Here is a 14,100-nt window from a genome sequence, read left to right as displayed (position 1 = left end):
CGGTTATCGGGTGCCCGCCCCCAACGAGGCGTTGCTGATCAGCGGCCGGAGACAACGGGGTGCGGACGCGTTGCCGTTCAAGATCGTCACTGGGCACGGCGTCTTCGTCATGCCCGTCTTCTCCAAGGCCACCCGGCTCACCCTGGCCATGCAGGAGGCCGAGGTGATCGAGGACTGTTACACCAAGCAGGGCCTGACGCTGGCCGTACAGGCGGTGATCGCGTTCAAGGTCGGCGACGACCACGAGTCGATCGCCGCGGCGGCCCGCCGCTTCCAGGGCAACCAGGGCCAGATGCCGACGCTGGTCGGCCGGATCTTCTCCGGTCACCTGCGCAGCATCATCGGCAGCATGACCGTCGAGTCGATCATCCGGGAGCAGCAGACGCTGGCCGACGCGATCGTCGACGCCAGCAAGACCGAGATGGCCCGGATCGGCCTGGCCGTCGACTCGCTGCAGATCAGCAGCATCGACGACAAGGGCGTCGGCTACATCAAGGCGCTCGCCGCGCCGCACCAGGCCCGGGTCAACCAGGAGGCGAAGGTCGCGCAGGCCGCCGCCGACCGGGAGAGTGCGATGTCCGAGCAGGAGAGCATCCGGCACCAGGCCGAGTACGCCCGGCAGACGGCGATCGCCCGCGCGCAGTACCAAGCGGAGATCGACCAGGCGCAACAGACCGCGTCGCAGGCGGGCCCGCTGGCTGCCGCCCGCGCCGCCCAGGAGGTGCTCGCCGAGCAGGCACTGGTCGCGCAGAAGAACGCCGAGCTGCGCCAGGCCCAGCTGATCGCCGAGGTGATCCGGCCGGCCGAGGCGGAGGCGGAGCGGATCCGGGCGCTGGCCCGGGCCGAGGCGGATGCCACCAAACTCTCCGCCGAGGCCGCCGCGGCGCAGGGCCGGATCGCCCTGGACCAGGCCATCATCGATCGCCTGCCGGAGATGCTGCGGGCCGCCGCCGAGGGCCTGCGCGGCGCCAACGTCACCGTCCTGGACGGTGCCGAGGGTCTGAACAGCGTGGTCGCGTCGCTGGCCGCGCAGGGCATGACGATGCTGGAGACGCTCCGCTCCGGTATCCGCACCGAGCCGGCCACCACGGTCGCCCCGATCACCCCGAAATCAGCCGCCTGAGCAGCCCGGGCCCGGCTGCCTGAGCGGCCGGGCCCGGGAACCGCCGAGCACCCGTGGGTGGTCGGCTGGTGCTTGAGCTCGCGGTCCCGGTCGGCGAGAGACCGCTGATCCGAGGTAGTCCTCGAACGGGCCGCCGGTGAACTCGCCGGTGATGAGCTGCAGGCCGCCGAGGAGCGGTCGTTCGCGCCATCCCCGGTTGGCAACACTTTGGCCAGGCTCTTTACATCTTCAGTTAACAGTCCTAATAATTGCCCATGCGTCGATCCGTGACCCTCGCCACGGCGGCAGTGCTGGCCGCCGCATGCTCAAGTGTCTATGTCGCCTCCACCGCGAGCGCCGCCGCGGCGTGCGCTCCGGCCTGGAGCGCCTCCGCGACCTACGTCAAGGACAACGTCGCCTCCAAGGGCGGCAACAACTACACCGCCAAGTGGTGGACCCAGGGTGAGGACCCCACCCTGAAGAGCGGGCAGTGGGACGTCTGGATAAACAACGGCGCGTGCGGCGGGACCACACCCCCGACCACCAGCCCGACGCCGACGACGAGCCCGACCACCAGCCCCAGCCCGACGACGAGCCCGACGACCAGCCCGACCGCGAGCCCGACGCCGACCAGCCCGAGCCCGACCACCCCGATCCCGGTCGGCGGCCTGCCCAAGCACGCGCTCATCGGCTATCTGCACGCCAGCTTCGCCAACGGCGCCGGCTACCTGAAGATGGCCGACGTACCGGCCGAGTGGGACATCATCAACCTGTCCTTCGGCGAGCCGACCAGCGTCACCTCCGGCGACATCCGGTTCACCCTCTGCCCGGCCACCGAGTGCCCCGGTGTGGAGACCGAGGCGCAGTTCATCGCGGCGATCAAGGCGAAGCGGGCGGCCGGCAAGAAGGTGCTGCTCTCCATCGGTGGCGCCAACGGCCAGGTGCAGCTGACCACCACCACGGCCCGGGACAAGTTCGTCAGCTCGGTCAGCGCGATCATCGACAAGTACGGCCTGGACGGCGTCGACATCGACTTCGAGGGTCACTCGCTGTCGCTGAACACCGGCGACACCGACTTCAAGAACCCGACCACCCCGGTCATCGTGAACCTGATCAGCGCGCTGAAGAGCCTCAAGGCCCGGTACGGCGCCGGCTTCGTGCTGACCATGGCCCCGGAGACGTTCTTCGTCCAGCTCGGCTACCAGTACTACGGCTCCGGCCCGTGGGGTGGCCAGGACCCGCGCGCCGGCTCCTACCTCCCGGTGATCTACGCGGTCCGGGACTTCCTCACCGTGCTGCACGTGCAGGACTACAACTCCGGCTCGATCATGGGCCTGGACAACCAGTACCACTCGATGGGCGGCGCCGACTTCCACGTCGCGATGACCGACATGATGCTGGCCGGCTTCCCGGTGGCCGGCAACACCGCGAACATGTTCCCGGCGCTGCGTGAGGACCAGGTCGCCTTCGGCGCCCCGAGCTCGACCAGCGCCGGCAACGGGTATGTTGCCCCGACCGGGGTGCAGCAGGCGGTCACCTGTCTGGTGAAGGGCTCCAACTGCGGCGGCTACACCCCGCGCAGCGGCCTCAACCCGGACTTCCGTGGCCTGATGACCTGGTCGATCAACTGGGACAAGTTCTACAGCTGGGAGTTCAAGAACAGCCACGAGCCGTTCCTGAACGCCCTGCCCTGACCCGCGAGGGAGAGCAGTGCTGCTGCACGCCACGGTGATCATGTCGATCCTGATCGGACTCCCGGTCACCTGGCGTGCGGCACGCGCCGCCCATCAAGATCAAGACCGGTTTGCGGTACGGCCGGAGCGCACCCGCCGTCGTCGCAGTCCCGGCTGGTGGCTGGCCGCCGTGACCGCGCTGCTCCTGCTCAACCAGGTGCTGTTCACCGTCTACGCGGTCCGCGTCCGGCACGGTGACATGTCCTACCTGCAGCGGTATGTCCCGGACGGCTGGTTCGTGCTCGCGGACGGCCCGATCATGACGTGGCTGGCCGGGCACACGCCGTACCCGCAGCTCTTCGCGGTTTGCGCGCTGCGGATCCCGGCCCTGCTGGAGCTGCCGTTCGGCATGCTCGCCTACCTGACCGTGCTGGCCTGGCTCAACCCGGGCCTGTGCCGCCGCCTGCTCAGCGTCCCGGTGCTCACGCTGACCGCGATGTCCTACTCGATCACCTTCGGCCTGATCGAGTGGGCGCTGCACACCCCGTACACCAACCAGAACCTGGCCCTCCGAGCCGTCTCCGCGGTGCTCACCGTCCTGGCTCTCCGCCGCCTCCAGGTCCCGGCCGGCCGAGCCCCCCGAACCGCCGTCGATCTCCTGGCCTTCGCCGCCTCGACCGCCGCTCTGGGCTTCTTGATCTTGGCTCTCTACGACAGCGTCCTCCTCTACAGCCTGGGCAAACTCGGCGACCACTGGCTCGGCATCACCCTGTCCACCGCGGCCCTGACCGCCGCCCGCCTGACCGCTCGCCACACCCGCCTGACCGCCGGCCGCCTGACCGCCGGCCGGCTGACCGGCGCCCGGCTGACCGGCGCCCGGCTGACCGGCACCCGGCTGACCGGCACCCGGCTGACCGCCGCCCCGCCGCCAGGCCCCGGGCTCGACCTCCTGGTCACCGGCCTTTCCTGGTGGGCCGCCCTGTTCCTGGTCCCGGCCCTGGCCATCCGCTACGAGCTGGGCTTCGGCTCCCGCCTGCTAGCCGCCGGAGCCGGCCTGCTGATCATCGTCGTAGCCACGGCGACTGCGCTCCACGAGGTCCACGCCCGGGTCCCGGCCGGCGACACCCCGCGCTGGCTGCTCGGCCTGGCCGTCACCGCGGTCACCGCGGGGATCGCCGCGACCCCGGCGCTGGCCGTCCGCAACGCCCACTCCGAGATGGCGTTGCTCCTGGCCGCCGGCCTTTTCGCGGCCACTGCCACCCTGGTCTGCGTCGCCTGGGACCGAGGTTCTTGGTTCCGCCCGCTTCGGCCATCCACGGACATCTGACCGTGATCCTCAATCGATCGTGGTCGCCGCCGACGCGCTGACGAGTTATCCACACAGGCGCGCTGTCCACAACCCGCGCCACCGGGGCCGCGAATCCGCGCGACACTGCTTTCGGGCAGGCCCCCCTGGGTGGGTGGGGAGTGGAACGTAGCGGGGCGATTGGCTTCGAACTGACATGCCGCAACGACCCGCGGAACTGTGATCACCCGTCACGCCCGGGCCGGGGAGGGGTCTAAGGGAGGACCACGCACCTGCGGCAGCGCGCCTCATAGGTATAAGTGCCATCGTCCGGGAGCGGCGTCGACGGGGCGAGTTCGCGGATGAACGGCTTGCCGTGCTCCAGGACCTGGGTGTGGGTGGCGTCCAGGGAGCGGCAGACGTCGCAGACCGCGCGGCGGTAGATCACCTTTTCCGGCGCCAGCTCGAACAGCGCCCGCACCGGCGCGAACAGCTGCCCCCGGTGGTCCAGATCGATCCCGGCCACGACCACCTTGATCCCGGCCCGGACGGCCATCCCGAGCACCGCGATGTCGTCGACGGTGAACATGTGGATCTCGTCGACGCCGATCACCTCGACGTCGCCCTCGGTGGCCCCGGCCAGCGTGTGCACCTTCAGCGTCTCCAGGGAGCCGCCGGAGCGGGACATCACCGCGGTGTCCCGGCCGTGCCGCGCCGACTGGTAGATCCGGTGCGGGATGCCGGTGTGCTGCAGCGGGGACAGCAAGCTGATCATCTCGAGTGACTTGCCGCCCTTCATCGGGCCGAGGATCACGGTCAGGTCCATGACGCAGAGCGTGCCACCACGCAGGTCGGCGGCGGGCAGCACCCCGACTCCACCGGCGGATGCTGCCTGATTGACCCGGGAAATCCGGGAAGTCGGCATCTTCCGGAATAAAGATCGCCTAAGGAGATCGCTGACGCTGGCCGGACGGGCCGATCCCGAGGATGTCCGCCATGCAGAACTCCAGGACCCGGGTCGCGGTCATCTTCGGCGGGCAGAGCGCGGAACACGACGTCTCCTGCCGCTCCGCCGCCTCGGTCTTCCGGTTCCTCGATCGGGGGCGCTACGACGTGCTGCCGATCCGGATCTCGCGCGCCGGGGTGTGGGAGATCGGCACGGACACCGGGACCGGCGCCGAGTTCCCGGCGCGGCCGGCCCGGTCCGGCAGCCTGATCGCCGCGCTCGGCGCGCTGCGCTCGGTGGACGTGGCGTTCCCGGTGATGCACGGCCCGTTCGGTGAGGACGGCACCCTGCAGGCGGTCCTGGAGACGGCCGGGGTGCGCTACGTCGGCAGCGGCGTGCTGGCCAGCGCCACCTCGATGGACAAGCAGTTCACCAAGACGATCGTGGCGGCCGAGGGGATCGCGGTGGCCGACGGCGTGGTGCTGCGCGCCGGTGACGACGACGTGTCCGCGGCCGACCGGGCCCGGCTCGGCCTGCCGGTCTTCGTGAAGCCGGCCCGCAGCGGCTCCAGCGTCGGCGTCACCCGGGTCGACGACTGGGCCGACCTGGAGCAGGCCATCGTGCTGGCCCGCAAGCACGACACCAAGGTGCTGGTGGAGGCGGCGGTGCTGGGCCGCGAGGTGGACATGGCGGTGCTGGAGCACCCGGACGGGACCCTGGAGGCCGGTCCGGCGCTGGAGATCCGGCACGGCGCCGCGTTCTTCGACTTCGACGCCAAGTACACGCCGGGCGCCGCCGAGTTCGTCATCCCGGCCGAGTTGCGGCCGGACCAGCGGGAGCTGCTGGCCGAGACGGCGATCCGGGCCTTCCGGGCGCTGGGCTGCGGCGGCCTGCTCCGGGTGGACTTCTTCCTCACCGACGACGGCGTGGTGCTGAACGAGGTGAACACGCTGCCCGGCCTGACCGAGCTGTCGCAGTTCCCGCAGATCTGGCGGGCCGCCGGGCGCACCTATCCGGAGCTGCTCGACCTGCTGTTGCGTGCCGCTCGATGACCACGGCCGTCGTCGACCTGGACGCGGTCCGGCACAACATCCGGCTGCTGCGCCGGGCCGCCGCGGGGGCCCGGGTGATGGCCGTGGTCAAGGCGAACGGTTTCGGTCACGGAAGCGTCGAGGTGGCCGGCGCCGCGCTGGCCGCCGGGGCTTCCTGGCTGGGCGTGACCTCGCTGGCCGAGGCGATCGAGCTGCGGACCGCCGGGATCCGGGCGCCGATCCTGGCGTGGCTGCACACGCCGGACGACGTACTGGAAACCGCTCTGGTGTCCGATCTGGACCTGTCGGTCAGCGCGGTCCGCACCCTGGAGTCGCTGGCCCGGGCGGCCGGGCGGCTCGGTCGCCCGGCGGCCGTGCACCTGAAGGCGGACACCGGGCTGTCCCGCGGCGGGGCGACCGCCGGCGACTGGCCGCACCTGCTCACGGTCGCCGCGAAGCTCCGGGCGGCCGGTCTGATCACGGTCCGCGGGGTGTGGTCGCACCTGGCGAACGCCGAGGACCCGGACGACCCGGGGCTGCCCCGGCAGCTGATCGCCTTCGGCCACGCCCGTGCCGAAGCCGCCGCGGCCGGCCTGGCCGGGCACCTGGTCCACCTGGCCAACTCGGCCGCCGTCCTTCAGCTGCCGCAGGCCCGGTTCGACCTGGTCCGGCCGGGCATCGCGGTGTACGGCGTGGAGCCGGTCCCGGGCCGTAGTTTCGGCCTGCGTCCGGCGATGACCTTGGAGTCCACCGTCATCCTCACCAAGCGGGTCGGCCCGGGCACCGGCGTCTCCTACGGCCCGGACCACGTGGTCGCCCGGGAGACCACCCTCGCCCTGGTCCCGGCCGGATACGCGGACGGCGTCCCGCGCCGGGTGGCCGGCCGTGCCGAGGTCGCCGTCCACGGCCGCCGGGTGCCGGTCGTCGGCCGGATCGCCATGGACCAGATCGTGCTGGACGTCGGTGACCTGCCGGTCCGGGCCGGTGACCGGGTGGTCCTGTTCGGCCCGGGTGACCGGGGTGAGCCGACCGTCGCCGAGTGGGCGGGCTGGGCGGAGACCAACCCGCACGAGATCCTGACCGGGATCGGCCCGCGGGTCCGGCGGTCCTACCGCGGCCGTTGCGCCGGGAACGCGATCTCCACCCGCAGCCCGTCGCGGCCGGACGAGTGCGCGGCGATGACCCCGTCGTGAGCCCGGCAGATCGACCGGGCGATGGTCAGGCCCAGGCCGGCGCCGCCGCTGTGGTCGATCCGGGTGCCGGACAGCCGGCGGAACGGCTCGAACAGCCCGCTCACCACCCCGGGCGGCACGTCGTCGCCGGTGTTGGTGACGGTCAGCGCCGGCTCGCCGCCCACCTCGACCTCGATGGTCCCGTCCGGCCGGTTGTACTTGATGGCGTTCTGCACCAGGTTGGTGACCAGCCGTTCGAGCAGCACCCGCTCGCCGAGCACCACCCGGGGCGCGAGCGTGCGGGTGATCGTCAGGCCGGCCTCCCGGGCCTGCGTCTCGTGGTCGTCGAGCACCCCGGCGACGATCTCGTCGAGCCGTAACGGGATCTTGGTGACCAGGCCGCGGTCGCTCTCGCTGAGCACCAGCAGACCCTCGATCAGCCGTTCGTTGCGCTCGTTGGTCTCCAGCAGCTGCGCGGTGACCAGTTCGAGCTTGTCCGGGCTGGTGGCCCGGGCCAGGCCGACCTCGATCAGGGTGCGCTGCACGGCGAGCGGGGTCCGCAGCTCGTGTGCGGCGTTCGCGGCGAAGTGCCGCTGCGCCTCGTAGCCCATCGCGATCCGGTCCATCATCGCGTCGATCGCCCGGGCCAGCACCGCGATCTCGGCGTCGCCGTCGTCCGGGTTGATCCGGTAGCCCAAGTTCTGCGGGCCGACGCTGGCGATCACCGGCTCCAGCTCCCGGATCGGCTGCAGGCACCAGCGCACGGTCCACCGGGCGCTGCCCAGCGCGGCCGCCGAGACCAGCACGACGAGCGCGAAATGCTGCAGGTCGGGGCGCTGCGCCAGGGTTCGGCAGAGCTCGCCGCGGCTCTCCACCGGCCCGCAGAGCTGGCTGCCCGCCAGCCGCAGCCAGAAGAGCAGGAAGTCGGCCAGCCAGAAGACCGTGACGCCGAGGACGAACGCCGCGGTGCAGACCAGGGTGACCCGGCGTCCCGGCGACCGGGCCCTCACGACGCGGCTCCGAGCCGGTATCCCACCCGCGGCACGGTGTGGATCACCGCGGGCTCGCCGAGTTTCTTGCGCAGCGTCATGATGGTCACCCGGACCGAGTTGGTGAACGGGTCGGCGTTCTCGTCCCAGGCCTGTTCCAGCAGGTCCTCGGCGCTGACCACCTGGCCGCCGGCGCGCAGCAGCACGCGCAGCACGGCGAACTCCTTGGGCGTCAGGTTCAGCGTCAGCCCGTCCCGGGAGGCGAAGTGCCGGACCGTGTCGAGCAGCACGCCGTCCTGCTCCAGCACCGGCTTGAGCGGCGCCGCCGAGCGCCGGGCCAGCGCCTGCACCCGGGCCACCAGCTCGGCGAAGGCGAACGGCTTGGTCAGGTAGTCGTCGGCGCCCAGGCCGAGCCCCTCGACCCGGTCGCGGATCCCGGCGGCCGCGGTGAGCAGCAGCAACCGGGTGTCGATGCCCTGCTCGACGACCCGGACGCAGACCTCGTCCCCGGTCAGCCGGGGCATGTCCCGGTCCAGGATCGCGACGTCGTACCGATGCGTGTTGATCCGCTCCAGCGCCTCCGCGCCGTCGTAGACGACGTCCACCGCCATGGCGAACTGCCGCAGCCCGTCGGCGACCGTGTCGGCCAGGGTCCGCTCGTCGTCGGCCATCAAGATGCGCACGTGTCGCACCCTAGCCACCGCTGCCCAGTCCCTCGGTGACATCCGTTCATCCGGCCCCCGGGCCACCGGACAGCCCGGCTCGCCGTGCGCGAGCCGGGCACCCGGAGAGCAGGGGTCAGCGGCGGTAGGTGCGGGTGACCGTGTACGTCACGTTGCCCGCCCGGTCGTAGGCGCGGAGGCGGACGGTGAACTTCTTGCCGTACTTCTTGGGGTTGATCTTGAAGGTGTAACCGGCCTTGGTGTCGGTCTTCACCACCTTGCCGTTGACCAGCAGCTGGACCTTGGCGACGCCCCAGCGGTCGGCGGCCTTCGCGGTGACGGCGAAGGTCTTGCTGACCTTCCCGGCGCGAGGGGCCTTGGCCAGCGAGATCGTCGGAGCGGTGTTGTCCACCCAGATGGCCCGCTCGGCGTAGACCGAATGGCCCGCCTTGTCGTCGACCGCGTAGAAGATCGCGTGCTTGCCGTCGGCGACCTTGCGGGTGTTCAGCGCGATCCGCCACGGCGCCTTGCGGGTCGTGACGTTGTAGTCGCCCTTGACGATCGCCGAGGTCAGCGAGCCCATGCCGGAGTAGTCCCGGATCGAGGTGACCGAGGCGTAGATCCAGCCGCGGACGACGGTGTTGTTGGCCGGGGCCAGGGTCACCGTCGGGGTGTCCTGGTCGACGACGACCCGGCGGTGGTACTCCGAGATGTTGCCGGCCATGTCGTAGGCGCGGATCGTCATGTCGACCGGGCCCTGCGGGTAGTCCTTGGGGAACATCGGGTCGTTGTTGACGAAGGTGTTCACCACCTCGCCGTTGAGGATCACCTCGCCCTTGCGTACCCCGTCGTCGTCGAACAGGTAGATCGACGGGCTGGGGAACCAGCTCACGTAGCCGTCGGTCTCCTCGTAGAAGACGTGGATCGTCGGTCCGACCCCGTCGTTCGCCTGTGCCGGTGCGGCGAACCACCCGGAGATCAGGGTGGTGGCCAGGACGGCAGCCAACATTCTCTTCACCCGGGGCAGCCTAGGCGTGTCGATCAATCCACAGTGCCGCCTCCACCGGATCTTCACAGTTCGCCCACGAAAACCGTCAATAGACGTCGCGGACGTAGCGTTTCTCCGCGGCCAGCTGTTTCAGGTACGCGGTGGCCGCCTCCGGGGACAGCCGGCCGTGGTTGACCGCGATCTCGTGCAGCGCCCGGTCCACGTCCTTGGCCATCCGGCTGGCGTCGCCGCAGACGTAGAGGTGCGCGCCGTCCCGGAGCCACGCCCAGAGCTGCGCGCCCTGCTCCCGCATCCGGTCCTGGACGTAGACCTTGGCCCGCTGGTCCCGGGAGAATGCCAGGTCGAGCCGGGTCAGCGTGCCGGCCGCGGAGAGTGCCGCGAGTTCCTCGCGGTAGTAGAAGTCGGTGGCCCGCCGCTGCTCGCCGAAGAACAGCCAGTTCGCCCCGGACGCACCGGTCGCCTGGCGTTCCTGCAGGAAGCCGAGGAACGGCGCCACCCCGGTACCCGGCCCCACCATGATCATCGGGGTGGCCGGGTCGGCTGGTGGGCGGAAGTGCGGCGCCTTCTGCACGAACAGCGGCACCTCGAGGTCGTCCGTGGCATCGGCCAGGTGCGTCGAGCAGACCCCCTTGCGGGGCCGGCCGAGCAGGCCGTCGAACCGGACCACCGACACGGTCAGGCTGATCTGGTCCGGGTCGACCAGCGGCGTCGAGCTGATCGAGTACAGCCGCGGCTGGAGCCGTTTCAGCACCCCGGTCCACTCCTGCGCGGACGCCCGCACGCCCTGCTCGGCGATCAGGTCGACGGCCTGCCGGCCCCACGCCCACTTCGCCAGCTCACCCTTGTTGTCCGGCCGGAGCAGCGTCTTGAGCTGCCCGTCCCCGCCCCGCTCGGCGGTGAACCGGAGCAGATCCGTGGTGATCTTCGTGATGTCCAGGTGCCGGGTGAGCGCCTCGGACAGCGGGATCATGCCGACCCGGTCCAGCTCCACCGCGGTGTCCGGGGCCAGGCCGGTCACCGACAGCCACTCGTCGACCAGGTCCGGGCAGTTCACCGGCCAGACGCCGAGCGCGTCGCCCGCGCTGTAGTCCAGCAGGCCGCCGGTGTGGAAGGTGAACCGGCGTACCTCCTTGGCCGAGCCGGGCCCGCTGAGCAGCCGGTTCCCGATCAGCGCGGACCTCAGCGGCGCGGCCTTGGTGGGCTGCGCGGCCGGCTTGGTGGTCAGCGCGGTGATCACCGACTGCAGCCAGCGGTCGGCGGTGTCCTCGAAGTCCGGCTCGCAGTCGGCGCGCGGCGTGAGCCGTTCCGCGCCCAGCTCGGCAAGGCGTTCGTCGAGGCGGCGGCCGTGCCCGCAGAAGTCGTCGTAGGTCGAGTCGCCGAAGGCCAGCACCGCGAACTTGCGCCCGTCCAGCCGGGGCGCCCCGTCCCCGGCGATCGACTGCCAGAACTCGGCGCCGTTGTCCGGTGCGTCGCCATCGCCGAACGTGCTGGTCACCACCAGCAGATCGGCATCGGGGTCGAGGAGGTCACCGGCGGCGCCGTCCATACCTCGTACCGAAATCTGCCGCCCTGTCCCGGCGAGCCGTGCGCCCAGGCCGCGGGCGAACTCCTCGGCATTGCCGGTCTGTGACGCCCAGAGGATCTGCAGGCGCGGCCCGGCCGGCTGCAGATCACGAGCCTTTTCCGGTACGGCGTGGAAGATCCCGGCCAGCAGCCCGTTGACCCACATCGTGGTGTCCGGGTCGAACGGCGCGTTGGCCGGCAGCGTCGGCGCGTCCGGGCGCACCGGCGGCAGCCCGGCCAGGAAACCGGCCAGGTAGCGGCGCTGCCCGTCGGTGAGCACGGGTGGCACCGGGTCGAGACCGAGCAGTTCATGAATCGAGGTGGGCGCGACGGCGGGTTCGGCAACCGGCGCAGCGACCTTGGACAAGGCCACCGCACACACCTTCAGCTCCGGCTGGAAGCTCAGCGGGTCGACCGCGTCGCTGGTCACCGCGTTGACGCTGACGTACTCGCCGAACAGGTCGTTCCAGTGGAACGGGGCGAAACAGCTGCCCGGCAGCACCCGGTCGGTGAGCACCGCGGGCAGCACCGCGCGCCCGCGCCGGGACTCGATCTCCACCTGGTCGCCCTCGGCGATCCCCCGGGCGCGCGCGTCGGCCGGGTTGATCTCGACGAACGGGGCCGGGTTGAGCTTGGTGAGCTTGGCCAGCTTGCCGGTCTTGGTCATGGTGTGCCACTGATGCTGCAACCGGCCGGTGTTCAGCACGAACGGATAGTCGTCGTCGGGCAGCTCGGCCGGGTCCAGGTGCGGGCGCGGGTGGAAGACCGCCTTGCCGCTCGCGGTGGCGAACCGGAGACCACCGTCGGCTTCGCGGTACCGGATCGGGTTGCGGTCCGGCCCACCGGGCGCGGCCGGCCACTGGACCGGGCCGTCGAGCAGCCTTTCGTACGACACTCCGCGCAGGTCGTAACCGGTCTGTGGATTGGCGAACCGCTTGATCTCGTCGAGGATCTCGGCGGCGCTGTCGTACGAGAACGCCTCCGCGAAGCCCATCTCGGCCGCGACCCGGCAGATCAGCAGCCAGTCCGGCAGGGCGTCGCCGGGCGCGTCCACCACCGGGTGCACCAGGGTCAGGTTCCGCTCGGAATTGATCATGATGCCGTCGGTCTCCGACCACATCGCGGCCGGCAGCGCGATGTCGGCGTACGCGTTGGTCTCGGTCTCGCCGAAGGCGTCCTGGGTGATCACCAGCTCGGCGGCCTCCAGGCCGGCGATCACCGTCTTCCGGTTGCCGACCGAGGCGACCGGGTTGGTGCAGATGATCCAGCAGGCCTTGATCCGCCCGGCCGCCATCTGCTCGAACATCTCGACGGTGCCCCGGCCGACGTCGGTGCGCAGGGTGCCGCCGGGCAGCCCCCAGACCCGCTCGGTGAACTCCCGGTCGGCCGGGACCAGCACCGACCGCTGGCCGGGCAGGCCCGGGCCCATGTAGCCCATCTCCCGGCCGCCCATCGCGTTCGGCTGGCCGGTCAGCGAGAACGGGCCGCTCCCGGTCCGGCAGATCGCGCCGGTGGCCAGGTGCAGATTGCAGATCGCGTTGGTGTTCCAGGTGCCGTGGGTGCTCTGGTTCAGCCCCATCGTCCAGAGCGTCACCCAGTTCGCCGCCCCGCTGATCCACTCGGCGGCGGTCCGGATGTCCTCCTCGGCCAGCCCGGTCAGCGCGGCGACCGCGGCGGGCGGGTAGTCGGCGAGCAGCTCCGGCATCGCGGCCCAGCCCTCGGTGTGCGCCGCGATGAACTCCTCGTCCTTGTCCACCAGGTGCAGCAGGCCGTTGAGCAGCGCCAGGTCGGCGCCCGGGCGGATCTGCAGGAAGAGGTCGGCCTTGTCGGCGGTGGCGGTGCGCCGCGGGTCGACCACGATCAGCTTGGCGCCGGCCTTGACCCGCTCCATCATCCGCAGGAACAGGATCGGGTGGCAGTCCGCCATGTTCGCGCCGATCACGAAGAAGACGTCGGCGTGATCCAGGTCGTCGTAGGAGCCGGGCGGCCCGTCCGCGCCCAGCGACAGCTTGTAGCCGGTGCCGGCGCTGGCCATGCAGAGCCGCGAGTTCGACTCGATGTTGTTGGTCCCGATGAAGCCCTTGACCAGCTTGTTCGCCAGGTACTGGGCTTCCAGGGTCAGCTGGCCGGAGACGTACATGGCGAACGCGTCCGGGCCGTGCTCGTCGACGATCGCCCGCAGCCGCCGCGCGGTCTCCGCGATCGCCCGGTCCAGCGGCTGCCGCTGAGGCTCGGCGCCGCGCTCGGCGCGGACCATCGCGTGCCCCAGCCGGCCGCCCACGGTGAGCAGGTCGGCGCTGGTCGCGCCCTTGGTGCAGAGCCGGCCGCGGTTGGCCGGGTGCTCCTTGTCGCCACTCGCCCTGAGCACCCGGCGGCGGCCGTCGGCGTCCCGGGCGACGTCCAGCACCATCCCGCAGCCGACGCCGCAGTAGCCGCACACGGTGCGCACCTGGGTGACATCGGCGGCCACAGGCAGGGTTCCTTCCGTCCGACGCGTCGTCCTCGAAGGGTCACGCTAGGAAGCGGCGATTACCAGGCTGTCACCCGGAAGGTGCTGCGAGGGTTACCCGATCCTCACGATCACCGGGGCCGGGTTGTGAGCCCGCGCCGCGGCGCCTGATCCCGCCCGGGCCTCGGGCCGGCCCTTGCCCGGGCCGGCCCTTGCTCA

General features: G+C 71.3%; 10 protein-coding genes. 5 read left to right on the top strand and 5 right to left on the bottom strand.

Features of this window, described 5'->3' with window-relative positions; genetic code table 11:
- The first annotated feature begins 10 nt into the window (after positions 1-10).
- The 3 genes from BJY16_RS07100 to BJY16_RS46380 all read left to right on the top strand — a co-directional run bounded on the left by BJY16_RS07100 (position 11) and on the right by BJY16_RS46380 (position 4,102).
- Positions 11-1,123 (top strand): SPFH domain-containing protein, encoded by a 1,113-nt coding sequence (locus tag BJY16_RS07100; RefSeq protein WP_239177419.1) that lies wholly within the window; start codon positions 11-13, stop codon positions 1,121-1,123.
- Between the two features lie 254 nt (positions 1,124-1,377).
- Complete coding sequence (locus tag BJY16_RS07095; RefSeq protein ID WP_185038300.1) at positions 1,378-2,796, top strand: glycosyl hydrolase family 18 protein; 1,419 nt, start codon at positions 1,378-1,380, stop codon at positions 2,794-2,796.
- Positions 2,797-2,812: 16 nt separating this feature from the next.
- Positions 2,813-4,102 carry a pentapeptide repeat-containing protein gene (locus BJY16_RS46380; RefSeq protein ID WP_203759045.1) on the top strand — a complete coding sequence of 430 codons (1,290 nt, stop codon included), beginning with the start codon at positions 2,813-2,815 and terminating at the stop codon, positions 4,100-4,102.
- A 232-nt stretch (positions 4,103-4,334) separates the two neighbouring features.
- On the opposite strand, the gene BJY16_RS07085 is transcribed toward BJY16_RS46380, so the two are convergent.
- The gene (locus tag BJY16_RS07085; protein WP_239177421.1) at positions 4,335-4,985 is read right to left on the bottom strand and encodes a thymidine kinase; all 651 of its coding nucleotides are present in this window, start codon (positions 4,983-4,985) and stop codon (positions 4,335-4,337) included.
- A 71-nt stretch (positions 4,986-5,056) separates the two neighbouring features.
- On the opposite strand from BJY16_RS07085, the gene BJY16_RS07080 reads away from it, so the two are divergent.
- Both BJY16_RS07080 and alr read left to right on the top strand, forming a co-directional pair.
- The gene (locus tag BJY16_RS07080) at positions 5,057-6,058 is read left to right on the top strand and encodes a D-alanine--D-alanine ligase family protein (RefSeq protein WP_275408067.1); all 1,002 of its coding nucleotides are present in this window, start codon (positions 5,057-5,059) and stop codon (positions 6,056-6,058) included.
- Positions 6,055-7,230 carry an alanine racemase gene (gene alr, locus BJY16_RS07075; RefSeq protein WP_185038298.1) on the top strand — a complete coding sequence of 392 codons (1,176 nt, stop codon included), beginning with the start codon at positions 6,055-6,057 and terminating at the stop codon, positions 7,228-7,230. The genes BJY16_RS07080 and alr overlap by 4 nt, the downstream gene beginning before the upstream one ends.
- Here the strand turns inward: alr and BJY16_RS07070 are convergent.
- The 4 genes from BJY16_RS07070 to BJY16_RS07055 form a co-directional block, all read right to left on the bottom strand.
- The gene (locus BJY16_RS07070) at positions 7,146-8,219 is read right to left on the bottom strand and encodes a sensor histidine kinase (protein ID WP_185038297.1); all 1,074 of its coding nucleotides are present in this window, start codon (positions 8,217-8,219) and stop codon (positions 7,146-7,148) included. The two genes, alr and BJY16_RS07070, sit on opposite strands and share 85 nt — an antisense overlap.
- Positions 8,216-8,881 (bottom strand): response regulator transcription factor, encoded by a 666-nt coding sequence (locus BJY16_RS07065; RefSeq protein ID WP_185038296.1) that lies wholly within the window; start codon positions 8,879-8,881, stop codon positions 8,216-8,218. The genes BJY16_RS07070 and BJY16_RS07065 overlap by 4 nt, the downstream gene beginning before the upstream one ends.
- 115 nt (positions 8,882-8,996) lie before the next feature.
- A complete protein-coding gene (locus BJY16_RS07060; RefSeq protein ID WP_239177430.1) occupies positions 8,997-9,869 on the bottom strand; it encodes an Ig-like domain-containing protein in 873 nt (290 codons plus the stop codon).
- Between the two features lie 85 nt (positions 9,870-9,954).
- Positions 9,955-13,902, bottom strand: a complete 3,948-nt coding sequence (locus BJY16_RS07055; protein WP_185038294.1) for a bifunctional nitrate reductase/sulfite reductase flavoprotein subunit alpha — start codon at positions 13,900-13,902, stop codon at positions 9,955-9,957.
- Between the last annotated feature and the right edge of the window lie 198 nt (positions 13,903-14,100).

Origin of the sequence: Actinoplanes octamycinicus (assembly GCF_014205225.1) — a bacterium.
Lineage (GTDB): Bacteria > Actinomycetota > Actinomycetes > Mycobacteriales > Micromonosporaceae > Actinoplanes > Actinoplanes octamycinicus.
The sequence above is the reverse complement of the archived record's forward strand: the minus strand, read 5'-3'. Positions and strand labels throughout refer to the sequence as shown.

Excerpts from the sequence above, each read along its gene's own strand:
- BJY16_RS07095 (WP_185038300.1), top strand. The coding sequence starts at position 1,378 with ATGCGTCGATCCGTGACCCTCGCCACGGCGGCAGTGCTGGCCGCCGCA.
- BJY16_RS07085 (WP_239177421.1), bottom strand. The coding sequence starts at position 4,985 with ATGCCGACTTCCCGGATTTCCCGGGTCAATCAGGCAGCATCCGCCGGT.
- BJY16_RS07080 (WP_275408067.1), top strand. The coding sequence starts at position 5,057 with ATGCAGAACTCCAGGACCCGGGTCGCGGTCATCTTCGGCGGGCAGAGC.
- alr (WP_185038298.1), top strand. The coding sequence starts at position 6,055 with ATGACCACGGCCGTCGTCGACCTGGACGCGGTCCGGCACAACATCCGG.
- BJY16_RS07060 (WP_239177430.1), bottom strand. The coding sequence starts at position 9,869 with ATGTTGGCTGCCGTCCTGGCCACCACCCTGATCTCCGGGTGGTTCGCC.